23 protein-coding genes are annotated in these 23,242 nt (G+C 59.3%); 11 read left to right on the plus strand and 12 right to left on the minus strand.

Features of this window, described 5'->3' with window-relative positions:
* The 4 genes from KW403_RS07905 to KW403_RS07920 are packed head-to-tail and all read left to right on the plus strand — an operon-like array spanning position 1 to position 2,839.
* On the plus strand, positions 1-972 hold the full coding sequence (locus tag KW403_RS07905; RefSeq protein WP_223022163.1) for a branched-chain amino acid ABC transporter permease: 972 nt from the start codon (positions 1-3) through the stop codon (positions 970-972).
* Positions 965-1,714, plus strand: a complete 750-nt coding sequence (locus KW403_RS07910) for an ABC transporter ATP-binding protein (protein ID WP_223022164.1) — start codon at positions 965-967, stop codon at positions 1,712-1,714. The genes KW403_RS07905 and KW403_RS07910 overlap by 8 nt, the downstream gene beginning before the upstream one ends.
* The gene (locus tag KW403_RS07915; protein WP_223022165.1) at positions 1,711-2,397 is read left to right on the plus strand and encodes an ABC transporter ATP-binding protein; all 687 of its coding nucleotides are present in this window, start codon (positions 1,711-1,713) and stop codon (positions 2,395-2,397) included. Before KW403_RS07910 ends, KW403_RS07915 begins: the two co-directional genes overlap by 4 nt.
* A 34-nt stretch (positions 2,398-2,431) precedes the next feature.
* Positions 2,432-2,839 carry a RidA family protein gene (locus KW403_RS07920; protein ID WP_223022166.1) on the plus strand — a complete coding sequence of 136 codons (408 nt, stop codon included), beginning with the start codon at positions 2,432-2,434 and terminating at the stop codon, positions 2,837-2,839.
* A gap of 99 nt (positions 2,840-2,938) precedes the next feature.
* On the opposite strand, the gene KW403_RS07925 is transcribed toward KW403_RS07920, so the two are convergent.
* Genes KW403_RS07925 through KW403_RS07940 form a run of 4 tightly spaced genes read right to left on the minus strand, consistent with a single transcriptional unit; the run spans position 2,939 to position 6,469 of the window.
* Positions 2,939-3,805 (minus strand): metal ABC transporter permease, encoded by an 867-nt coding sequence (locus KW403_RS07925; RefSeq protein ID WP_223022167.1) that lies wholly within the window; start codon positions 3,803-3,805, stop codon positions 2,939-2,941.
* On the minus strand, positions 3,802-4,677 hold the full coding sequence (locus tag KW403_RS07930; protein ID WP_223022168.1) for a metal ABC transporter permease: 876 nt from the start codon (positions 4,675-4,677) through the stop codon (positions 3,802-3,804). Before KW403_RS07930 ends, KW403_RS07925 begins: the two co-directional genes overlap by 4 nt.
* The gene (locus KW403_RS07935; protein ID WP_223022169.1) at positions 4,674-5,579 is read right to left on the minus strand and encodes a manganese/iron ABC transporter ATP-binding protein; all 906 of its coding nucleotides are present in this window, start codon (positions 5,577-5,579) and stop codon (positions 4,674-4,676) included. Before KW403_RS07935 ends, KW403_RS07930 begins: the two co-directional genes overlap by 4 nt.
* Positions 5,576-6,469: a metal ABC transporter substrate-binding protein gene (locus tag KW403_RS07940; protein ID WP_223022170.1), complete on the minus strand. Its 894-nt coding sequence runs from the start codon at positions 6,467-6,469 to the stop codon at positions 5,576-5,578. The genes KW403_RS07935 and KW403_RS07940 overlap by 4 nt, the downstream gene beginning before the upstream one ends.
* A gap of 195 nt (positions 6,470-6,664) precedes the next feature.
* On the opposite strand from KW403_RS07940, the gene KW403_RS07945 reads away from it, so the two are divergent.
* From KW403_RS07945 to KW403_RS07955, 3 genes are all read left to right on the plus strand, one after another.
* Positions 6,665-7,096: a Fur family transcriptional regulator gene (locus KW403_RS07945; RefSeq protein WP_223022171.1), complete on the plus strand. Its 432-nt coding sequence runs from the start codon at positions 6,665-6,667 to the stop codon at positions 7,094-7,096.
* 334 nt (positions 7,097-7,430) lie between these two features.
* Positions 7,431-10,343 carry a DNA polymerase I gene (polA, locus tag KW403_RS07950; RefSeq protein ID WP_223022172.1) on the plus strand — a complete coding sequence of 971 codons (2,913 nt, stop codon included), beginning with the start codon at positions 7,431-7,433 and terminating at the stop codon, positions 10,341-10,343.
* A gap of 4 nt (positions 10,344-10,347) precedes the next feature.
* Positions 10,348-10,974, plus strand: a complete 627-nt coding sequence (locus KW403_RS07955; protein WP_223022173.1) for a LysE family translocator — start codon at positions 10,348-10,350, stop codon at positions 10,972-10,974.
* Between the two features lie 63 nt (positions 10,975-11,037).
* Here the strand turns inward: KW403_RS07955 and KW403_RS07960 are convergent, their stop codons facing one another.
* The 6 genes from KW403_RS07960 to ybgF form a co-directional block, all read right to left on the minus strand.
* Positions 11,038-11,877: an outer membrane protein gene (locus KW403_RS07960; protein WP_223022174.1), complete on the minus strand. Its 840-nt coding sequence runs from the start codon at positions 11,875-11,877 to the stop codon at positions 11,038-11,040.
* Positions 11,878-12,060: 183 nt separating this feature from the next.
* Positions 12,061-12,924 (minus strand): outer membrane protein, encoded by an 864-nt coding sequence (locus KW403_RS07965; protein ID WP_223022175.1) that lies wholly within the window; start codon positions 12,922-12,924, stop codon positions 12,061-12,063.
* Positions 12,925-13,203: 279 nt separating this feature from the next.
* Complete coding sequence (gene glmM, locus KW403_RS07970; RefSeq protein WP_223022176.1) at positions 13,204-14,556, minus strand: phosphoglucosamine mutase; 1,353 nt, start codon at positions 14,554-14,556, stop codon at positions 13,204-13,206.
* Positions 14,557-14,841: 285 nt separating this feature from the next.
* Positions 14,842-16,782 carry an ATP-dependent zinc metalloprotease FtsH gene (gene ftsH, locus KW403_RS07975; protein ID WP_223022177.1) on the minus strand — a complete coding sequence of 647 codons (1,941 nt, stop codon included), beginning with the start codon at positions 16,780-16,782 and terminating at the stop codon, positions 14,842-14,844.
* A 145-nt stretch (positions 16,783-16,927) separates the two neighbouring features.
* On the minus strand, positions 16,928-18,220 hold the full coding sequence (tilS, locus tag KW403_RS07980; RefSeq protein ID WP_246637926.1) for a tRNA lysidine(34) synthetase TilS: 1,293 nt from the start codon (positions 18,218-18,220) through the stop codon (positions 16,928-16,930).
* 8 nt (positions 18,221-18,228) lie between these two features.
* Positions 18,229-19,182 carry a tol-pal system protein YbgF gene (gene ybgF / locus KW403_RS07985; protein WP_223022179.1) on the minus strand — a complete coding sequence of 318 codons (954 nt, stop codon included), beginning with the start codon at positions 19,180-19,182 and terminating at the stop codon, positions 18,229-18,231.
* Between the two features lie 176 nt (positions 19,183-19,358).
* Here ybgF and KW403_RS07990 point away from each other — a divergent pair, with 176 nt between their 5' ends.
* Positions 19,359-19,781 (plus strand): metallopeptidase family protein, encoded by a 423-nt coding sequence (locus KW403_RS07990; protein WP_223022180.1) that lies wholly within the window; start codon positions 19,359-19,361, stop codon positions 19,779-19,781.
* A gap of 2 nt (positions 19,782-19,783) precedes the next feature.
* On the opposite strand, the gene KW403_RS07995 is transcribed toward KW403_RS07990, so the two are convergent.
* Entirely contained in the window at positions 19,784-19,990 is a 207-nt protein-coding gene (locus tag KW403_RS07995) for a DUF1737 domain-containing protein (RefSeq protein ID WP_223022181.1), read from the minus strand.
* Positions 19,987-20,892, minus strand: coding sequence for an HpcH/HpaI aldolase/citrate lyase family protein (locus tag KW403_RS08000; RefSeq protein ID WP_223022182.1), 906 nt, complete (start codon positions 20,890-20,892; stop codon positions 19,987-19,989). Before KW403_RS08000 ends, KW403_RS07995 begins: the two co-directional genes overlap by 4 nt.
* 115 nt (positions 20,893-21,007) lie before the next feature.
* Here KW403_RS08000 and leuD point away from each other — a divergent pair, with 115 nt between their 5' ends.
* The 3 genes from leuD (at position 21,008) to leuB (ending at position 23,208) form a co-directional block, all read left to right on the plus strand.
* Positions 21,008-21,613, plus strand: coding sequence for a 3-isopropylmalate dehydratase small subunit (leuD, locus tag KW403_RS08005; RefSeq protein WP_223022183.1), 606 nt, complete (start codon positions 21,008-21,010; stop codon positions 21,611-21,613).
* Complete coding sequence (locus KW403_RS08010) at positions 21,604-22,026, plus strand: RidA family protein (RefSeq protein ID WP_223022184.1); 423 nt, start codon at positions 21,604-21,606, stop codon at positions 22,024-22,026. The genes leuD and KW403_RS08010 overlap by 10 nt, the downstream gene beginning before the upstream one ends.
* Positions 22,027-22,098: 72 nt before the next feature.
* Complete coding sequence (leuB, locus tag KW403_RS08015; protein WP_223022185.1) at positions 22,099-23,208, plus strand: 3-isopropylmalate dehydrogenase; 1,110 nt, start codon at positions 22,099-22,101, stop codon at positions 23,206-23,208.
* Positions 23,209-23,242 lie beyond the last annotated feature (34 nt).

Consider the following 23,242-nt stretch of genomic DNA (forward strand, 5'->3'; position numbering starts at 1 on the left):
ATGACACGCGAAACAGTCTTCAGCATCCTTATCGTCGCCGGCCTGCTTGCGGCAGCCTTCATCGCGCAGGCCATCGGCGAGACCTTCTACATCACGCTGGCGACCCGCATGGCGATCCTCGGCCTTGCCGCCACCGGTCTCAACATCGCGCTCGGCCTGGGCGGTCTGGTCTCCTTCGGCCATGCCGCGTTCTTCGGCATTGGCGGTTATGCCGCGGGCATTCTGGCCACACACGCCTTCAACAGCGAGCCGCTTCTCTTTGGCCTGCCAGGCACCAACCAGATGATCGTCATCTGGATCACTGGTGCCATTGCTGCCGCACTGGTGGCGTTGCTCATCGGCCTGATTTCGCTCAGAACCTCCGGCGTCTATTTCATCATGATCACCCTCGCCTTCGCGCAGATGATCTACTATTTCGCAATCTCCTGGCCGGCCTATGGCGGTGAGGATGGCCTGTCGATCTATGTTCGCAATGCCTTCCCGGGCACGAACACATTGGCACCGATGAGCTTTTTTCTCATCTGTTTTGGCCTGCTCGTGCTTGGCCTCCTGCTTTTTGGATTGCTCCGCGATTCCCGTTTCGGTGCCGCACTTCAGGCCGGGCGACAGAACGAGACGCGGCTTGCCGCCGTCGGCATCGGCCCTTTCAGGGTGCGGTTAGTGGCCTTCGTCCTGTCCGCCATGTTGACGGCGCTCGCCGGAGCGCTCTTTGCCGATCTCAACCGCTTTGTCAGCCCGTCCATGTTTTCCTGGCACATGTCAGGCGAGCTGATCGTGCTGATCATCATCGGCGGCGTCGGGCGTCTCGCAGGGCCGTTGACCGGGGCCATCGTTTACGTCCTTTTCGAGTTCGCGCTGGGCGGCATCACCGAGCACTGGCAGTTCTTTCTTGGCCTCATCCTTCTGGCCGTGGTGCTGTTTGCCCGCGGCGGCATGATGGGCCTTCTTGCCGGGAGGGCGCGTCATGGCTGATCCCATTCTCGACATTCGAGACCTGAAGAAGCGTTTTGGCGCATTGCAGGCGACCGATGGGGTAAGCCTCGATCTCAAGCCTGGCGAGATCCACGCGCTGATCGGCCCCAATGGCGCCGGCAAATCGACCCTCATCCACCAGATTGCCGGCTCACTCAAACCCGACAGTGGGGAGATCCGCTTCGAGGGCCGCGATGTGAAACCGCTCGATGTAGCGGCCCGCGCGCGGCTTGGCATGGGGCGCACATTTCAGGTCTCTTCGCTGGCGCCGGAGTTTTCAGCCCTGCGCAATGTCATGCTGGCAGTACAGGCCCGGCAGGGTTCCAGCTTCCGGTTTTTCCGGCCCGTCATGCACGACCGCAGCCTGACGGAACCTGCACATGAGGCGCTCGACCGTGTCGGTCTTGCTGATCGCGCCCAGATATCGGCGGCCGAACTTTCCCATGGCGAAAGGCGGCAGCTCGAAATCGCGATTGCGCTGGCGCTGGGGGCAAAGGCCTTTCTGTTGGATGAACCCATGGCGGGCATGGGGCCTGAAGGCTCGCAGGCACTCACCGGTTTCCTTGATGGCCTTCGGGCAGAGGCACCGATTCTTCTGGTCGAGCACGACATGGACGCGGTCTTCGCACTGGCCGACCGCATTTCGGTTCTCGTCTATGGGCGCATCATCGCCACCGGCAAAGTTGACGAAATCCGCAATCATCCCGCCGTGCGCGAAGCCTATCTGGGAGATGGCGCATGAAGCTGCTCGAGATTCGGGATCTGAAAACCTTCTACGGCAAGTCCCAGGCGCTCTTCGGCGTTGATCTTTCAGTCGAAGAGGGTGAAGCAGTCGCTCTCATGGGCCGCAACGGTATGGGCAAGACGACGACCATCCGCTCCGTCTGCCACCTCACGCCCGCGCAGTCCGGCGGCATAAAATTCGCCGGCAAGGACATCATGCGCATGAAGCCGCACCGGATCGCGCGATTGGGTGTCGGGCTGGTGCCGGAAGGCCGCCGCTGCTTCCCCAATCTGACGGTGGAGGAGAACATCCTCGCCGCCGCCCGACCGGGAAAATGGATGCTCGATGGCGTGAACACGCTCTTCCCGCGCCTGGCAGAGCGGCGCGACCAGTATGCGAACACGCTCTCGGGCGGCGAGCAGCAGATGCTTGCCATAGGCCGGGCGCTCGCCACCAATCCGCGCCTCCTCATTCTCGACGAAGCGACCGAGGGTCTCGCCCCGGTGATCCGGCAGGACATCTGGCGCGCTATCCGCACCATCCGGACGGAGGGACAGTCGATCCTGATCGTCGACAAGACGCTCAGTGAGCTTCTGCCCGTGGCGGACCGCTGCGTCATTCTCGAAAAAGGCCGCACCGCGTGGACCGGTGCACCCTCAGCACTCACGGACGAGCTCCAGGAGCGCTTTCTCGGCGTGTGACCACGCCCTTGTTCCCAAGCATGAAGGAAATAGCATGACTGTCCCGCTTCACCAGATTCTCCAGCCCGAGAACTGGGTTCCCGCCAAGGGGTACTCCAATGGAGTGATCGCAAAGGGCCGCACCATTTTTCTTGGAGGCCAGATTGGCTGGAACAGCGAACAGGTGTTCGAGACCGACGATTTCATAGGTCAGGTACGGCAAGCGCTGGAGAACATCGTCACGCTGCTGAAAGAGGCCGGTGCCGGCCCGGAGCATGTGGTGCGGCTCACCTGGTTCATCACCGACAAGCAGGCCTATGGCAGCCGACTGCGAGAGCTCGGCGAGGCCTATCGCTCCGTCATGGGCCGCAACTTCCCGCCCATGAGTGTCGTCCAGGTTACGGCGCTTATAGAGGATGAAGCGAAGGTGGAAATTGAGGCTACGGCCGTCCTGCCGGATTAGCCTATACTCCAACATCGTTTTCGCCTCTCCCCCACAACCACCAGATGGGGGAGAGGCGCTCCGTGTGAGCCGGCAAATAGGGGTGGGCTCACACGGGATTCAACCGGCGGCCCCTGTGTCCGCAAGCCGCGCCGCATCCTCCCGCGCATTGCGACGCAGTGTGTGGACGAACGCGGCCAAGAAGAGAACCGTCATCAAGAGCACGATCGTCGGCGCTGGCGCGCTATCGAGGAAGAAGCTGAGATAAACGCCAAAGAACGACGAAAAAAGCGCCACTGCCAGGCTGACCAGCAGCATCTTGTCGAACCGCCTGACCAGCAGAAAGGCAACTGCCCCCGGCCCGATCAGAAGCGCAATCGCCAAAATGATCCCTACTGCCGTTAACGCTGCCACGATGGTGAGCGAGAGGATGGACAACAGCCCGTAATGGAGCATCCGCACCGGCAGGCCGATCGCCTTGGCGTGCTGCCCATCGAACGCATTCAGAAGCAGATCCCGTCGAAACAGCAGGATCGCCACGCAAACGAAAAGTGCGATGATCCCCGTCTGCACGATATCGCCCCAAGTCACGCCCAGCATGTCACCAAACAGGATGTGGTCGAGATGCACTTCCGTCTGAATTTTGGTGTAGAGCAAAAGGCCAAGCCCGAACATGCCGGAGAAGACCACGCCCATGATCGTGTCTTCTTTCACCCGACTGTTCTCCTTCAGATAGCCGATGCCCACAACGCAGGTCATGCCGGCGACGAAGGCACCGATGGCGAAAGGTATGCCGATGATATAGGCAATCACAACGCCGGGCAGCACCGCATGGCTCACCGCATCACCCATCAGCGACCAGCCCTTGAGGACCAGAAAACAGGACAGCAGCGCCATCGGTGCCGCGATCAGCACCGAGATGATGAATGCCTGCTGCATGAAGGGAAAAGCGAAAGGTAGCATCAGCGTCTCTAGAAAGCTGTTCATGCGCCGATCTCCTGCGTATCGCCTTCCAGCGCTTCTCGCGCGCGTCGCCGCGAGGCCAGAAGCCCGTGCTTCGGCGCGAAGATGAAGGCTGTCAGAAATGCAAGTGTCTGCAGCACCACGATGATCCCGCCCGTCGCCCCATCGAGAAAGTAACTCGTATAGGCTCCCACACAACTGGAGAGCGCGCCGATCGCCACCGCGATGGCGACGAGCCGCGGAAACCGGTCCGTCAGGAGATAAGCCGTTGCCCCGGGGGTCACCACCATGGCGATCACGAGAAACGCTCCCACCGTCTGCATGGCGGCCACCGTGCACGCGCTCAGAAGCGTGAAAAACACGAACCGTAGAAATCCCGGATTGAGCCCGATGGAGCGTGCATGGTTCTCATCAAAGAAGGCGACCATCAGGTCCTTCCATTTGAAGGCAAGAACAAGCAACGTAACAGCAGAAATGATGACGAGTTGCAGCGTGTCCGATGGCGTGATGGCAAGAATGTTGCCAAGAACGATGGTCTGTATGTTCACAGCCGCCGGTGACAGCGAAACCATGAACAGTCCGAGCCCGAAAAATGAGGTGAAGATCAGGCCGATGATGGCGTCCTCGCGCAGTTTGGTGCGCTGATTGAGAAAGAACATCGCACCGGCCGCAAGCCCGCCGGCAAAGAAAGCGCCGATGGAAAACGGCAGGCCCAGCATGTAGGCCCCGGCCACGCCCGGCACGATGGAATGGGAAAGCGCATCGCCGATCAGCGACCAGCCCTTGAGCATCAGATAGGCGGAGAGGAAGGCACAGACACCGCCCACCAGCGCGCTCACCCACATGGCGTTGACCATGTATCCGTAGGAAAATGGTTCGAGCAAATAGGCGCTCATTTTCTGTCACCCGCTCCCGATGCCCCTTCCTCGTCACCATATATGACGAAGGGCCGCTCATCGTCTGTCAGAACCGTCAGCCGGCGGGAATCCTCTTCCGCGTCTTCATGCAGGTCGGCTCCGGCCAGCGTGAACTGGCGCAGCACGCCACCAAACGCCTTCTCCAGATTGCCTCGGGTAAAGACTTCCGGTGTCAGCCCGGAAGCCAGCACCGTGCGGTTGATCAGGACGGTCCGATCGCAAAAGCGGGGCACGCTGCCCAGATTGTGCGTCGAGACCAGCATGACATGACCTTCCTCCCGCAGCGCCTTCAGAAGCGCGATGATGGATTCTTCCGTGCGGACGTCAACGCCGGTAAACGGTTCGTCGAGCAGGATAACCCGCCCTTCCTGTGCCAACGCACGTGCCAAAAAAACACGTTTTTTCTGACCGCCCGATAGTTCACCGATCTGTCGCTTCCTGTAATCGGCCATCCCTACGCGCTCGAGCGCGGAAGCGACCATTTCATGGTCCTGTCGGCGCGGCCATCGCATGAAGTTCATGTGGCCGTAGCGCCCCATCATCACGACGTCTTCGACCAGGACCGGGAAATTCCAGTCCACCTCTTCAGCCTGCGGAACATATGCTACGACATTGCGCTTGAGCGCGCGGCCGGCCGGCTGGTCCAGAATTGAGACCTGCCCACGAGCGAGCGGGACAAAGCCCATGATCGCCTTGAAGAGCGTCGATTTTCCGCTGCCATTGACGCCGACAAGCGCCGCGATCGTTCCGGTTGGGATCGAGAAACTGGCATCTCGTAACGCCGTGTGACCGTTCCGATAGGTAACGGTCACATCCTGAACGTCGATGCCGGCAGACTGTGCTGCCGGCTTTCTGTTCTTTTTGATCACGGGTGCGTTCATTGCCGGGTCAGCCCTTCGGCGATCGTTTCGCTCGTGACCCGAAGAAGATCCAGATAGGTGGGGACTTCGCCGCTCTCGTCGCTCAGCGAGTCGACATAAAGGACACCACCATACTTCGCACCGGTTTCACGCGCCACCTGCTTTGCCGGATCCGGCGATACTGTGCTTTCGCTGAAAACGGCCGGCGCCCCGGTTTCCCTGATCTGGTCGATCACATGGCGCACCTGCTGCGGCGTGCCCTGCTGATCGGCATTGATGGGCCAGATGTAGAGCTCCTTCAAACCGAAGTCGCGGGCCAGATAGCTGAATGCACCTTCACTGGTGACAAGGACCCGGTGGTCCTCAGGAATTTTGGCCAGTCGTTCACGGATCGGGTCCACGACCCCCTTGATCTGTGCCTTGTAGGCCTCGGCATTCTTCGCATAGACCTCGGCATTCTCCGGATCATGCTTGGAAAACGCGTCGCGGATGTTGTCGACATAGGTCAGCGCATCGCTCGGCGACATCCAGGCGTGCGGATTGGGCTTGCCCGTATAGGGCCCATCGCCAATGCTCATCGGCTCCACGCCTTCCGAAACCACCACGCTCGGCACATCCTTCAGATTGCGGAAGAAGCGCTCGAACCAGAGTTCGAGATTGAGCCCGTTCCACAGAATGAGGTCGGCATCCTGAGCGCGCAGAATATCGCCCGGTGTCGGCTGGTAATTGTGGATCTCGGCATTCGGCTTGGTGATCGATTCGACCAACGCCGCATCGCCTGCAACATTGCGCGCCATGTCGGCAATGACGGTGAAAGTTGTGACCGCCTTGAAACGCTCGTCCTTAGCAAAGGCGGAGGTCGCGGCGAGTGCCGCGACGATGAAAGTGGCCAATCCCTTGGCTAAACCCATGAATATCCCCTGAAACACTTCGATCTGCTGTGACTACCTGAAGCTAGGCTGAATTTGACAACTCGTCAATGCAATTGCAAATCGTTTGCAATAAAAAAGTTGAACCCTTGAAAATGTGGGGTTTTCTGAGGAGAAACTTGAGTGCGAACAGATGGAATCTTTGCAACTGATTGTCATCTGGCGCATAGTCGGCCCATGAACCAGCACGCCAGCCACAAGCCGGATTACGAGAAGGAACTGCGCCGCGCCGGCGTTCGCATCACCCGGCCGCGCAAGATCATTCTGCGCATTCTCACGGAGACCGACGATCATCCGGACGCCATGGAAATTTTCCAGCGTGCTTCAGCCATCGATCCGAGCATCTCGCTGTCCACCGTCTACCGCACCATGAAATTGCTGGAGGAGATGGGAGCGATCCACCGCCATGCCTTTGAGGGCGGCCGGGCCCGTTTCGAACAGGCCGATGGCGAGCATCACGATCACCTGATCGACATCGACACGGGCGACGTGATCGAGTTCCATTCAGACCGGATCGAGGCATTGCAGGAAGAGATTGCGCGCGCTCTGGGCTACGACATCGTGCATCACCGGTTGGAGCTTTACGGCAGAAAGCGCAGGAAATCCTGATCCCTGAGTATCAAGAGCCGCCGTGGTGGAGGGGAAACCACGGCGGCCATGCTTGAAACACCGCGGCAGCCCGGAGAGGGGGGATTAAGGCTGCCGCTATTTCGTCCGGGATAGGCGGGGGACGAGCCTAGGCCGAACCACGGCGAAAATTGCCGCTGTCTGTTATTTTGTATTTGAACGTGGCTATTCAAGGGCGCGGACATTACATCTTCGTAACAAAGGCGTGATAGAAAGCGGTAGGTGGCGTTCGTCCATGTCAGCACACTTCACCGAAAGGCGCTGAACACCCCCTTTTCCATGGACAGGCGCACCCTGCCGCGCTACCCGTACAGCCATGAAAAAAGGCGATCATCTTTTCCTCGTTGACGGCTCGGGCTACATCTTTCGCGCCTATCACGCACTGCCCCCGCTCACCCGCAAATCCGACGGCCTGCCGGTCGGTGCGGTGGCCGGCTTCTGCAACATGCTCTGGAAACTGCTGCAGAACGCGCGTGATACGGATGTCGGCGTCACGCCGACCCATTTTGCAGTGATTTTCGACCACTCGTCGAAAACATTCCGCAACGATCTCTATCCCGAATACAAAGCCAATCGCTCCGAACCACCTGAAGATCTGGTGCCGCAGTTCGGCCTGATCCGCGAAGCCACACAGGCATTCGACCTGCCTTGTATCGAAATGGCCGGCTTCGAGGCCGACGACCTGATCGCCACCTATGCCAGGCTTGCAAGCGAAGCAGGCGGAGAAACGACCATCATCTCCTCCGACAAGGATCTGATGCAGCTCGTCACCGATCAGGTTTCGATGTACGACCCGATGAAGGATCGGGAGATACGAGTGCCGGAGGTCATCGAGAAATGGGGCGTCCCGCCTGAAAAGATGATCGATCTCCAGGCGCTGACGGGCGATTCGGTGGACAACGTGCCCGGAGTACCCGGTATCGGTCCGAAAACAGCCGCGCAGTTGCTCGAAGAATATGGCGATCTCGATACACTGCTTTCGCGCGCAAATGAGATAAAACAGAACAAAAGACGCGAAAACCTGATCGAATTCGCCGAAAAGGCACGCATTTCCCGAGAATTGGTGAAGCTCAGGATCGACGTCCCTGTCGAGCACGGGATCGACACGTTCGAGCTTGCGCCACCGGACGGACCAAAGCTGATCGGCTTTCTGAAAGCGATGGAGTTCTCCACACTGACCCGCCGCGTGGCCGAGGCGACAGGAGCGGAAGTGGCGGAGATCGAAGCAGCTCATGTGGAGGTCGAAGCGGGTGAGAACGCCCATGGCCCGGACCTTGACTCTGAATCCGATGCAAACACCGATGATACCGCGACACCTGCGAAGCTGGCCGCCAGCATCGCCGAGGCCGGATCGGCCCAGAAATTCGACCACGCGGGCTACGAATGCATTCGCGAACTGGACACACTGAAAAGCTGGATCGAGGAAGCCTATGAGACCGGGATCCTGGCTTTCGACACCGAGACAACCTCGCTCGACCCTATGCAAGCGGAATTGTGCGGCTTTTCCCTTGCCACCAAACCCGGCCGCGCCGCCTATATCCCGCTCAACCACAAGAGCGGCGACGGAGATCTCCTAGGTGGAGGGCTGATCGAACACCAGATACCGCAGAAGGACGCGCTGGAAGCAATCAAAGCCATCATGGCGGACCCAGCCGTTCTCAAGATCGGCCAGAACCTGAAATATGATTGGCTGCTGATGTTCCGCCTTGGCGTGGAAATCGTCGGTGTGGACGACACCATGCTCATCTCCTATGTGCTCGATGCCGGAACGGGCAGCCACGGCACAGTGAGTCATGGCATGGATGCGCTTTCCGAACGGTGGCTCGGCCATACCCCCATTCCCTACAAGGAGCTGACAGGCACAGGCCGCAAGCAGGTCACCTTCGATATGGTCGATCTGGAGCGCGCCACCGCCTACGCCGCTGAAGATGCGGATATCACGCTCCGCCTCTGGCAGGTGCTGAAACCGCGTCTTGCTGCCGAAGGGCTTGTTTCCGTCTATGAGCGGCTGGAACGTCCCATGATCCCGGTAATCGGCCGCATGGAGCATCGCGGCGTTGCCGTCGACCGGCAGATTCTTTCGCGCCTTTCGGGCGATTTTGCCCAAACCGCGGCGGGCATCGAAGACGAGATCTACGAACTGGCCGGCGAACGCTTCACCATCGGCTCGCCCAAACAGCTTGGCGAGATCCTGTTCGGCAAGATGGGCCTCCCGGGCGGCAGCAAGACCAAGACCGGCCAATGGTCGACTTCGGCGCAGGTGCTCGAAGACCTCGCAGCCGCGGGCCATGAGCTCCCGCGCAAGATCGTCGACTGGCGCCAGGTCACCAAGCTCAAATCCACCTACACGGATGCGCTGCCAGGCTACATCAACCCCCAATCCAAGCGCGTGCACACCTCCTACGCGCTGGCGTCGACCACCACCGGACGACTCTCGTCCTCCGAACCAAATCTGCAGAACATTCCGATCCGCACCACGGAAGGCCGCAAGATCCGCACCGCCTTCGTGGCGCCTCAAGGTTCCAGGCTGATCTCCGCCGATTACAGCCAGATCGAGCTGCGTGTGCTTGCCCATGTGGCCGACATACCCGAACTCAAGAAGGCATTCGCCGACGGGTTAGACATTCACGCGATGACGGCCTCGGAGATGTTCGATGTTCCGGTCGAAGGCATGCCACCGGAGGTGCGCCGGCGCGCCAAGGCTATCAATTTCGGAATCATCTACGGCATCTCCGCCTTTGGGCTGGCCAATCAACTTGGCATCCCTCGCGAAGAGGCGAGCGCCTATATCAAACGCTATTTCGAGCGCTTTCCCGGCATCAAGGATTATATGGATTCCACCAAGGCCAAGGCCAAGGAATATGGCTATGTGGAGACGATTTTTGGCCGGCGCGCGCATTATCCAGAAATCCGCTCCTCAAACCCGCAATTGCGAGCCTTCAACGAACGTGCGGCAATCAACGCGCCGATCCAGGGCTCGGCCGCCGACATCATTCGCCGCGCTATGGCGCGCATGGAAGACGCTCTTGCCGATGCCGGGCTTGAAGACGTGGAGATGCTGCTTCAGGTCCATGACGAACTGATCTTCGAAGCGCCGGAAAGCAAGGTGGAAAAGGCCATCCCCGTCATCTGCGAGGTGATGGAGAATGCGGCATTCCCGGCACGTGCTCTCTCTGTTCCCCTTCAAGTGGAGGCGCGCGCCGCAAACAATTGGGACGAAGCGCACTGAGACCATGACATTTTTGGGACTCGATCTAGCCGTCGTCGCCTCGTTCGCCCTGGCGTCGACGCTGATTGAGCTGACCCCCGGTCCCAACATGGCCTATCTGGCCCTGATTTCGGCGTCGGAGGGCCGCCGGGCGGGTTTTGCAACTGTCACCGGTGTCGCGCTCGGGCTCGGCATCGTCGGTGTTGTCGCGGCACTCGGCGTTGCACAGATCATCCAGGCATCCATACTGCTCTATGAGGCTCTGCGCTGGGCAGGGATTCTGTTCCTGCTCTATCTCGCATGGGATGGGTGGCGGCAGGGCAGCGACGCGGTCTCGGCAGGCGACCGGCCGGACGAACAGCATTTTCTTCGCGGACTGGTCACCAATCTGCTCAATCCGAAAGCGGCCGTTTTCTACATCGCGGTGCTACCCACTTTCGTCAATCCCTCATTGCCGCTCACACCTCAAACCCTGTTTCTCACACTCATCTATGTGGGCATCGCCACACTGATTCACGGTCTGATTGTCGTATTGGCCAGCCGGCTACAACCGTTTCTGACCGATCCGCGGCGCGAACGTATCGCGCGGCGTACGCTTTCCGCGCTGCTCGCGCTCGTCGCTCTTTGGTTCGGCTGGTCGACAGCCCGCTGAATGTACAAAACCCCGCTGTGGCAGCGGGGTCTCGTTATCATTCAGCCGATTGTCTGGCTGTGCTCACCAGAGCTCGTAGCGCAGGCCAACCTTGATTTCATGCATGGAAAGACCGTTGTCAGTCCCCTGGATGCCGGTTGCTCCGGCTCCTGCCGTGGCTGCATCCCAACCGAACATGTCACCACCATCGATATTGCGATAGCGATAGCCCAGATCGATCTTCATATTGTTGGAGAAGTCATAGGAAACGCCAGCCATCAGGGCATAGGTGAAGCGCCAGTCAGACTCACCGGAATGCGTGGCTGTGCCCACCAGCGCCGGCGACGCACAGGCGCCACCCACACAGTATGAGCTGTTGGTCAGATCGTCCCAGCGGAGATAGGTGTAGCCAACGCCAGCACCCACATAAGGCGTGAAGCCGACAAAGGTGCCAAGATCAACATAGCCATTCAGAAGCATCGAATAGCCGGTTACCTCCGAAGAATCTTCTGACCGACAGGTGGTGCCGGCCGGACTTCCGGGGCAGGGAGTGCCGCTTGAGGTAGAACCGTTGAAATCGGCCGAGAACCGATCCAGCGTCACATCGGCACGAAGCCAGTCGGTAAAGGAGTAGCCGGCACCAATGCCGAAGGTGAAGTTATCGGACAGCGAAACACTGTCGAATGAAGCTGACCCATAGCTGGCGCCGTCAAAGGTCCGATAGGTGAAGGGGTCCTTAGCCTCTGTCTTCAGCGAATAACCTATATCGCCGCGCAGATACCAGCCGCTACCAATCTCCACCGGCACCACATCCGGCGCCTGATCGATGATGATGGGTGGATCGTAGTCAGCGGCAGGCGCCGTGCCGATCGAAATCAGCGTCAGGCATACCGAGGAAGCAAACAGACGGGTGATGGTGCGCATAATCCGAACTCCGCGAAATGCGACGGATAAACGCTGCCCCCGCCGCTGTTGGAGATCATTGTTAACCATCCGGGTTAAGCTGAGGTTAAGGCTAATGCGGAGTTACCGCACTTGTTTATGCTACCCGCAAACAAAAACCGCCCGGCAGAGAGCCGGGCGGTGTCAGAGGCCAAATGGCTGATTTTATTTGTAAACCGGCGGTTCAAATGGGGGCGGATCGTAGCTGACCATCTGCGGCTGCGCGCAATTGGAACTGCCGCCGAACTGATACCGCAAGCCGGCACGTGCTTCGTGCACGTTGAAGCCATCGTCAAAACCGGGGGCAACGCCAGACGCATATTCAAACATGCGTCCGCCAGCCACACGCGTGAAACGATACCCCATGTCGAGATTGAGATTCTCGGTCAGACAGTAGGAGGTACCGGCCATCAGCGAGTAGGCGAAACGCCAGTTGCTTGATCCCTCGTGAACCGTCGTGCCGTCCGGCGTGGTGTTGGTCAGGTCGTCCCACATAATGTACGCGCCACCGATACCCGCACCGACGTAAGGCGTGAACCCGTAATAGGTGCCGAGATCGACATAGGCGTTGGCCATCAGCAACCAGGCGCTGTAGGCCGAGGTGTCTGTGGAGACACAGGCGCCACCGCCCGCGCAAGTGCCTGAGGTGGAGCCGGAGAAGTCCGACTTGAACCAGTAATCCGCCGTCAGATCGGTGCGCAGATAGCGGTTGATCTGGTAACCGATACCAGCACCGAGGGACATGGCGCCTTTGAGATCGGTCGTGTCGAATGAGGCTGTTCCGCCGCGAAGGCCGCCCGGCGCGTCTCCATAGGTGATGTATTCGGTGCCACGCAGCTTCGACCAGTGGTAATCGAGGTCACCGCGGATATACCAGCCGCCGAAGGACGGGGCCGGACCTGGCTGAACCACCGGCGGCAGGGGTTCGGGAGCTTCGATGATCGGTGGCTCATACAGGTCCGCAGCATAGCCGGCGGTCGGAGCACTTAGCAGCAAGGCCGCCCCGAAGACCTTCATAGACTTCAACATAACATCCCATCCTTGGCGTTGCCGCGCCCCCCTGGGCACAGTGGCAAATTGGAACTCGACGGGAGTATTTGAGCAAAAAAGTTAAATACGCCTTAACCCTAAGCCTTAACCACGTTGACCATGCACGTTTTGCGGGAAGTGGCCGGTTCGGGAAGGCGCCATCCAATCTCTGCAAAACCAGAGAAAGTTCTTGTGCCAGCTTAGACAACCACGCGAGGTGCTTGAATGAAAAAAGCCGACGTTCAGGGCCGGCTTCTCTGCTGTCTCTGTTCTGTCAATTCAGGCCGCGTTCTTGGAGTCGGCAATCGCGTTGATAACGTCGTCGACCACGCTCTCAACCAGTGCCGGGTCGTCTGCCTCAGCCATCACGCGGATGAGCGGTTCAGTGCCGGACGGGCGGATAACAAGTCGCCCCTTGCCACCCAATCGGGCCTCGGCCTCGGCAATGGCCGATTTGACCGGTGCAGATTCGAGCGGCTTGCCGCCGGAGATACGCACATTCTTCAAGAGTTGCGGAACCGGCTCAAACTTTTTGCAGACTTCGCTGGCCGGGCGGTTCTCGCGCTTGATGCAGGCAAGTACCTGCAGCGCCGCCACCAGCCCGTCGCCCGTGGTCGAGAAATCCGAGAGCACGACATGGCCCGACTGCTCGCCGCCAACGTTCAGCCCATTGGCACGCATCCGCTCGACCACATAGCGGTCTCCCACCTTCACGCGGTGGAGATCGAGCTTCAGGTCCCCCATGAATCGCTCCAGTCCAAGATTGGACATGACGGTTGCGACAACGCCGCCGCCCTGGAGCTTTCCAGCCTTGTGCCAGGATTGAGCGATCAGCGCCATGATCTGATCACCATCGATCACCGTGCCATTCTCGTCGACGATCACGACACGGTCCGCGTCGCCATCGAGCGCAATGCCGATATCGGCCCGCACCTCATGAACCTTCTTGGCGAGGCCGAGCGGATGAGTGGAGCCACAATCTTCGTTGATGTTCACGCCGTTCGGCTCAACATTGATGGCAACGACTTCAGCGCCGAGTTCCCAAAGCACGGCAGGTGCCACCTTGTAGGCGGCGCCATTGGCGCAATCCACCACGATCCGGAGCCCGGAGAGAGACATTGAGCGCGGCAGGGTGCGCTTGGCAAACTCGATATACCGATCATGGACGCCGTCGACACGCTTTGCGCGGCCCAACCCGCCATTGTCAGCGAGCGCCAACTCGACTTCCTTGTCGAGCATCGCCTCGATACGGCCCTCGATCTTGTCCGACAGCTTATAGCCGTCCGGCCCGAAGAGCTTGATTCCGTTGTCGTAATAGGGATTGTGGGACGCTGAGATCATCACGCCGATATCGGCGCGCAGCGAACGCACAAGCATGGCTACCGCAGGCGTGGGTATCGGCCCCAGCAGAAACACGTCCATTCCGGCAGCACAGAATCCGGAAACCAAAGCGTTTTCGATCATATAGCCGGAAAGCCGGGTATCCTTGCCGAGCACCACGCGGTGACGATGGCTCCCGTTCTGAAACGAAAGGCCTGCTGCCATGCCGACCTTCATAGCGATTTCGCCCGTCATCGGGAACCGGTTCGCACGTCCACGAATCCCGTCGGTACCAAAGTATTTTTTTGTCATTTTTCCCTTGCTGCCCGTCTGGCGCACTTTGTCTGGTTTTCTCGTCAAAGCGGCATCCCCCAGTCACTCTTTGCCATAAGAGCAGCACTCGTTTGCATCAAATTCTGTGAGGCAGTGTAACGCTTTTCGACTAAACGTCTGCTTGCGAATTATACTTAAGGTCCAATTAACAGAACAAACCTCCAGGGTTTGCCAACTAGCGTGTTGTGGAAGCAGCGCACGAAAAAAGCCGTGAAACGGAGTTCACGGCTTTCCTCAGCAATGGCGTTCACGCAAGAAGCGGTCTCAGCCCTGTGGCTGTGGTTCCATACCGCCCTCAGGCTCATCGCCACCTTTTTTCTGGCCCTGAGAGCGCGTACCCGTTTTCGGAACAGCCGAGCCGCGCGAGGGCGGTGTGTCGTCACCCGCATCGCGCGATGGCTTTTCGCCCCTGAGAAGCGCTTGAATCTCATCGCCCGAGAGCGTTTCGTATTCAAGCAGGCCTTCGGCGATCGCGATCCAGCCTTTTTTCTTCTTCGTCAAGATATCACGCGCTGTCGCATAGGCTTCGTCGATCAGACGGCGCACTTCACTGTCGATCTTCTGCTGGGTCTCCTGCGACATATTCTGCTGGCGCGCCACCGAATGACCAAGGAACACTTCTTCCTGGTTTTCGCCGTAGGCCACCTGGCCGAGTTCATCGGAAAAGCCCCACTGCGTAACCATGGCGCGAGCAAGCTTGGTGGCCTGCTCGATGTCGGAGGACGCGCCGGAGGTGATGTTCTCCTTGCCAAATTTCAGCTCTTCCGCCACGCGGCCACCCATCATGATGGCAAGACGGGAGATCATCCATTTGTAGCTCATGGAGTAGCGATCGCCTTCCGGCAATTGCATGACCATTCCCAGCGCACGGCCGCGCGGAATGATCGTCGCCTTGTGCAGGGGATCGGCCTTGGGCACGTTGATCGCGACCATGGCGTGACCAGCCTCGTGATAGGCGGTAAGTTCCTTCTCTTCCTGGGTCATGGCATGTGAACGGCGCTCGGCGCCCATCATGACCTTGTCCTTGGCGTCTTCGAACTCCTGCATGGTTACCAGTCGCTTGTTGCGCCGCGCAGCCATGAGAGCCGCCTCGTTCACGAGGTTGGCGAGATCTGCGCCGGAGAAACCAGGCGTTCCGCGTGCCACAACCTTGAGGTCGACATTGGGCGCCATCGGAACGTTGCGCACATGCACTTTCAGGATCTTCTCGCGGCCGGCCACATCCGGATTCGGCACAACAACCTGACGGTCGAAGCGGCCAGGACGCAGCAATGCAGGATCGAGCACATCCGGCCGGTTCGTGGCGGCAATCAGAATGATGCCCTCATTGGCCTCGAAACCGTCCATCTCGACGAGAAGCTGGTTCAACGTCTGCTCACGCTCGTCATTGCCACCGCCAAGACCGGCACCCCGATGCCGGCCGACCGCATCGATTTCGTCGATGAAGATGATGCAAGGCGCGTTTTTCTTGGCCTGTTCGAACATGTCGCGCACACGGGAGGCGCCGACACCGACAAACATTTCCACGAAATCCGAGCCGGAAATGGTGAAGAAGGGCACATTGGCCTCACCAGCCACCGAGCGGGCCAGAAGCGTTTTACCGGTTCCGGGTGGACCAACGAGCAGCACTCCGCGCGGGATCTTTCCGCCCAGACGCTGGAATTTCTGCGGATCACGCAAGAACTCGACAATTTCCTCAAGGTCTTCCTTGGCTTCATCGACACCCGCCACATCCTGGAAGGTGACGCGGCCATGCGCTTCCGTCAGGAGCTTGGCCTTGGATTTTCCGAACCCCATGGCCCGGCCCGATCCAGACTGCATCTGGCGCATGAAGAAAATCCACACACCGAGGATCAGGATCATCGGCAGCCAGGAAACGAGATAGCCCAGGAAAGAGTTGGAACCATCGCTTTCAGGGCGAGCATTGATCGTGACACCACGCTCTTCAAGACGCTGCACGAGCGAAGGATCGCCCGGCGAATAGGTCTGGAAGGGGGTAGGATTCCCCGTATAGGTGCCCGTGATCCGATCACCTGTGATCGTCACGGATTCAATGCTTCCCGAGGAGAGTTCTTCCAGAAACTGCGAATACGCGATATCGCGTGTCGCGCCGCGCTGTTGCGGAGCCTGGAACAGGTTGAAGAGCGCAATCAGCAGGACGGCGATAATCGCCCAGAGCGCAAAGTTTCTGTAATTCGGATTCATATAAGTCCCGCATACTCGCCGTAGCCCGGCGATCGTCCGTTTTTCAATGGTCTGAATTAACATAGGGAGCCGGCGCTTTCTTGCCAAGCCGGAGCACGGCACCAGCTCACCTTTAGGTTAAGCTTCCTCTTTGAATGTGGTGCACTCAAGGCAGCTGCAGAACAGTTTTTCCACCAAGCAGCCGTATAAGAGCCTGCGCCACGTCGATGTCGAAGGAGGGAAGCAGCTTTGCCCACGGAGCAGGCAGACACAGCCCCGTCTCCACATCCGCCCGCAGAGCCGCACCGACGCAAACATCGCCGCGCCACAGGGCCGGCTCAGCAAATTGCGCTGCAAATTGAAGATCCTGCGGCAGAATAGCGTCTGCCTCGGGTAGATAATCGCGCGCTGCAACACCAAAAGGAGCGACATGCAGACCGTTGCCACCTGTGAGCCGGTAACGTCCATCCCAGAGCATATCCTGCGCAACGCACATTCTGGCAGGAAGGTTACGTCGTTCGCGATGAAGATAGACACCGCTCGAGCGACGATCGATCACGGTCCGCGACAATGTGGCGCAAAAGCCGTCGCGCAGTGCAGCAAGCACACGCGCAGATGCCTTCTCCGCCGGCAGATGGGAAGCGCCTCCCACCATCGCTGAAAGAACCCGCAAGGCATAGAGCGCCGCCGCACCGTCCGCATCTTCCACAAGAGCCGGATCGACACGGTAGAGCCCCGGCACCACACGGTGCACATGATCATCGATTAGCCGCGCCGCCCGCATTCCAAGCAAACGACGCTCGGTAGCGACAGCGTCGGCTCCTGCAACGCCTCGTGTCACCAATTCAGGTGTCAGCGATCGGCGCACACGCACGCGTTCGTAGTTCATATCATCGTTGGTCGGATCATCGATCCAGCGAATGTTCTGCTTCACGAGATAATTGCGGAGCTCAGCCCGCCCGCAGGCAAGCAATGGTCGCACAAACCAGATCCCGCTGGCGTGGAGTGAAGCCGGGGCGATGCCGGCCCCACCAAGCCCCGTCCCCCGCTCGCCGCGCATGGTTACGGTCTCGGCCTGATCGTCCCGTGTATGGCCCGTGAAGACAAGCCCTGCCCCGATTGAATGCGCAGCCTGCGCAAGAAGCTCCAACCGTGCCGTCCGAGCCACGGCGGATATGCCCGTCATCGGCTTCCCGCCGCGCCAGACCATGGTTGAATGAGCGATGCCGCGGGAGGCGCAAAACGCGGCAACAAGGCGCGCTTCATCTGCGGCTTCCGCCCTCAGGTCATGATTGACTGTCACGGCTGCAAGAGCCGGAGCATCCGCCTGCGAATCCAGGAATTCTTGAAGAAGAAGAAGAAGGGCGAGGGAATCGCCACCGCCGGAAACCGCTGCAACAACACCATTGTGTCGGGAGAAAGCGATACCGCCGAAAAGCTGTCGCGGATCTGGCTGCATCACCGGGTTCAGCAACCCGCAAGCGCCTGTTCCTGCTTCACGCGCTCTCGCAACGCCGTGGAAACATCAGGGTATTTCTGACCAATTTCATTATAAGTGACACATGCAACATCGCGCTGGTTCATCGCAGCCAGCGAGATGCCCAGCTTGAGAAGCATGTCAGGTGCCTTGTCGGCATTAGGGTATTCCCGGCTAGCGCGCAGAAAGATTTCCGCTGCATCGCGATAGCGGTCCTGCCCAAGAAGCGATTCCCCAAGCCAGAAATGCGCGTCGGATGTGCGGGCATCGCCGGGAAAGCGATCAATATGCTGACGGAAGCCAGCTTCCGCCGTCTTGTAATCGCCCGCAAGGATGAATTCGTAAGAGTTCCTGTAGAGCTCTTCCGGGTCGTCGGCGGAGGGGAGCGAAGCAATCTGCTCCCCCTGCCCGATCGGACCGATCTCACCCGAACGGGTGAGATCGATGGGTTCGCCGACTTCGCCTCCGACAATATTGCCATTCGCATCGAAACGAACACTGCCAAGCGAACGTGGTGGTTCGCCCACTGTCGGCGCGTCCCGAGACGCGCTTTGAGATTCACTGCTCAGATTATCCGCCGGACTGCCCGGAGGCGGCAAACGCTCGGTACGCTGATCGGAAAGCCCCCCTGTGGGTGCTCCTCCCGATCCACCGTTCTTTTCCAACTCCTGAAAGCGGAATTCATTGTCTTCCTGCATTCGTCGCAATTGATCCTGCATCTGCAAAATCTGGAAATTCAACTCTTCCACACGCCCGTTAAGCGCGCGGACCTGCTCCTCCAGACCGCTGACCCGTGGATCACCTGCCTGGGCAAGAACAACGTGACCGCTGTTCATTTTGGCAAAACCGGTTGATGGCGCTGCCGCGGGACCCAGCGCAAAAGCATGCCCCGCCATGAGAAAAGGCAACGCCAGAACGCCGCCGAGAATTGTTCGCAAAAACATTCCACTCTCGCTTTCGCATTAGACAACAGGGCTATTCTTCGCCCTATTTGCTCTTTATCAGGGCGCGAGACTTCGGCCAAATTTTGAATTTGGGCGTCTGACGCCGGGCATCAAGGCGAATTTCCCTCTCGAAACCGGTCACGTAAACCGCTATATGGCGCCTCAAAGGACTAGCAATGGCACGCATCTATCAGACACGGGCCTGGGAAAACCAGCTTTCGCCTTCGCTTCAGGAGATGGAGCTTTTAGCGCTCGAGGCCTATGCGAATTTTCCCGAGGAGTTTCGTCAGCTAACCGGCGAGATCATCGTTCAAGTGGCAGAGTTTCCTACTGAGGAGATCATGGACGATCTCGCTTTGGAGACACCATTCGACTTGCTCGGTCTCTTTGAAGGTCGCGGCATCGCTGAACGCTGGAACCCTGCAACCGGCGAAGGCCCCAACCGCATCACGCTTTATCGCCGTGCGATACTCGACTATTGGGCCGAGAATGAGGAGTCGTTGGGTGACATCATCAACCACGTTCTCATTCATGAAGTCGGCCATCATTTTGGCCTGACGGATGATGATATGGCGCGGATCGAAGAGACCGTGGCCTGACTTCAGTACTCCCCGAGCTTCATCTCCGGTGTGTACTCCAGCCCTTCGACCTCCTTGTAAACCGCCTGCCCGCACCGCATGGATTTGGTCTCGTCATCATAAGCATAGCTGGGCGAGCCATGCAGCAGCCAGCCCTTGTTGAGCGCAGCCGTAACCTTGTGACAGAAACCGGCATCATCCGGGCCGGTCAAAAACCGATAGAGCCTCATCGGTCCGTCTCCCCACTTTCTTTCAACCTGATGGTGCCTGCGCGTTCCAGCAGTGTCTGTGCCATTTCCAGATGCAGGCGTTCCACCATGCGCCCGTTTAGGGAGATCACGCCGCGTCCGGTGTTTTCAGGGTCTGCAAATGCAGCCACGATGGCTTCGGCCTCAGCAATAGCTTCAGGCGAGGGCGCAAAAACCGCGTTGGCCTTAGCGATCTGTGCCGGGTGAATAAGCGTCTTGCCATCGAAACCCATGGAACGGGCTTCAGTGCAACTACTCTCGAATGCATCGAGATCGCGAAAGTCGTTGGACACGCCATCGAGCACCGAAATGCCTCCGGCGCGTGCAGCCATGACGATTTGAAACAGAAACGGCGCCAGATAGCGCCGGTCTTCGGTCAGGGCGATCCCGGTTTCCTTGGCGAGGTCATTCGTCCCGGCAACGAGACAGGAGAGTCGGGCTGCCGGATCGCGCCCCAGTTGCGCTATTGGTCCCAGATTGAGCACGGCGCGCGGCGTCTCGATCATGGCCCAGAGTTTCAGGTTGCGTGGGGCATCGGTTTCATCGAGGGCGGCGTCCGCGTCGAGAACGTCGCGCGGACCGCTCACCTTCGGCAAGAGGATGGCGTCTGGCTTCACGGCGCGAGCGGCAAGAAAATCCTCGGTTCCCCAGATTGTGTCCAGCGCATTGATGCGTACGACGATTTCGCAGTGCGGGCGGTCTCCGCCATTGAGGAAATCGCGCAAGCGCTCGCGGGCATCGAGTTTTTCTTCCGGACCGACTGCATCTTCCAGGTCGTAGATCACGGCATCACAAGCAAGCGTTGCGCTTTTTGCCAGCGCTTTTTCATTGCTGGCTGGCACGTAAAGGACCGAACGGCGAAGCTGTGCTGATTGATGCTGCATGTCCGTTTCATGGCCCAGCCGCGCTTTCGGCGCAAGAGAGCTTTGCTTTGCAGGGTGGGCTTGTGTATGGAGAGGCGGCAGATAATATGGCCGCGCAGATAACGGACCAGGATTCATGGACAAGTTTACCAAGCTGACGGGCGTCGCCGCGCCCATGCCGATCGTCAATGTCGACACCGACATGATCATCCCGAAGGATTATCTCAAGACGATCAAGCGCACCGGCCTCGGCGCCGGGCTTTTCGCCGAAATGCGTTTCAACGAGGATGGCTCCGAGAACCCGGACTTCGTGCTCAACAAGCCAGCGTATCGCAATGCCAACATTCTCGTCGCTGGCGACAATTTCGGCTGCGGTTCGAGCCGTGAGCATGCCCCCTGGGCTCTCCTCGATTTCGGCATTCGCTGCGTCATTTCCACCAGCTTCGCCGACATCTTCTACAACAACTGCTTCAAGAACGGCATTCTGCCCATCAAGGTCAGCCAGGAAGAGCTGGACATGCTGATGGACGATGCACAGCGCGGCTCCAACGCGACGCTGACGGTTGACCTGGAAGAGCAGGAAATCCGCGGCCCGGATGGCGGCGTCGTGAAGTTCGAGATCGACGCCTTCAAGCGGCACTGCCTCCTGAACGGCCTTGATGACATCGGCCTCACCATGGAGAAGGCACCGGCCATCCAAACCTTCGAAAACAAGTACACGGAAAGCCATCCATGGGCGTAAGCCGGGATGATAGAGGCGGCCAGCGCCGCCTCATCTCCACCGGGTCTCCCTTCGAGAAGACCGCAGGCTACAGCCGCGCGGTCGTAGATGGAGATTGGTGCTTCGTTTCCGGCACCACGGGCTATGACTATGAAACCATGGCCATACCCGAGAGCGTGGAAGAGCAGACACGCAACTGCCTTTCCACCATTCGCGCAGCGCTGACCGAGGGCGGCTTCGAGTTCGCCGACGTGGTGCGCGCCCATTATTACGTGACCGACCGCGCCTTTGTGTCCCGTGTCTTTCCCATCCTTGGCGAAGCTTTCGGTGATATCCGGCCTGCCGCCACGATGGTCGTCTGTGAGCTTAACGAGCCGGAGATGAAGATCGAAATCGAGGTGACGGCGCTCAAGCGCAACCGTACCGCTTCGTAACGCACCAGCCTTGCGCATTCCGTCGCGGCGGATTAGCAAGTCCCTCGAATTCCCAAGTTCGAGAGGCTCTTCATGGCAACGCGCAAACTCCTTCTTCTCCCCGGCGACGGCATCGGCCCCGAGGCAATGGCCGAGGTCAAGAAACTCATCGAAATGATGAACGCCGATTTTAACGCCGGGTTCGAGACCGAAGAGGGCCTCGTGGGCGGCTGCGCCTATGACGCGCATGGCCAGTCGATCTCCGATGCCGACATGGACAAGGCCATGGCGGCGGATGCCGTACTGTTCGGCGCGGTCGGTGGGCCTAAATGGGATGGCGTGCCTTACGAGGTTCGGCCCGAAGCCGGACTCCTGCGCCTGCGCAAGGAGATGGAACTGTTTGCCAATCTGCGTCCGGCCATCTGCTATCCGGCGCTTGCGGCCTCCTCTTCTCTCAAGCCGGAAGTGGTGGAAGGGCTCGACATTCTGATCCTGCGCGAGCTGACGGGCGGCGTCTATTTCGGCGAGCCCAAGGAGATCACCGACCTCGGCAATGGTCAGAAGCGCGGCATCGACACTCAGGTCTACGACACCTACGAGATTGAGCGCATTGCCGGCGTGGCCTTCGAGTTGGCCCGCACCCGGAGCAACAAGGTTTGCTCCATGGAAAAGCACAATGTCATGAAGTCGGGCGTTCTCTGGAAAGAGGTCGTCGCCAATACGCACAAGGCAAAATATTCCGACGTCGAGCTGACGCATATGCTGGCCGATGCGGGCGGCATGCAGCTCGTGCGCTGGCCCAAGCAGTTCGACGTCATCGTCACCGACAATCTGTTCGGCGACATGCTGTCCGACGTTGCCGCCATGCTCACCGGTTCGCTGGGCATGCTACCCTCGGCCTCGCTTGGTGCTCCGGACGAGAAGACCGGCAGCCGCAAAGCGCTCTACGAGCCCGTGCATGGGTCCGCACCGGACATTGCCGGCAAAGGGATCGCCAACCCGATTGCCATGATCGCCTCCTTCGCCATGTGCCTGCGTTACTCGTTCAACATGGTCGAGGAAGCGGATCGGCTGGAGAAAGCCATCGCTTCTGTTCTGGACGACGGCCTGCGCACGAAGGATCTGATGTCCAAGGGCATGACCGAAGTCGGAACCGCCGCCATGGGTGACGCGATCATCGCCAAGTACAAGGCGCTTGCCTGAGACTTCTTCGGGGCCGGTGATGCCGGTCCCATAG

This window comes from Nitratireductor kimnyeongensis, from assembly GCF_019891395.1.
Lineage (GTDB): Bacteria > Pseudomonadota > Alphaproteobacteria > Rhizobiales > Rhizobiaceae > Nitratireductor > Nitratireductor kimnyeongensis.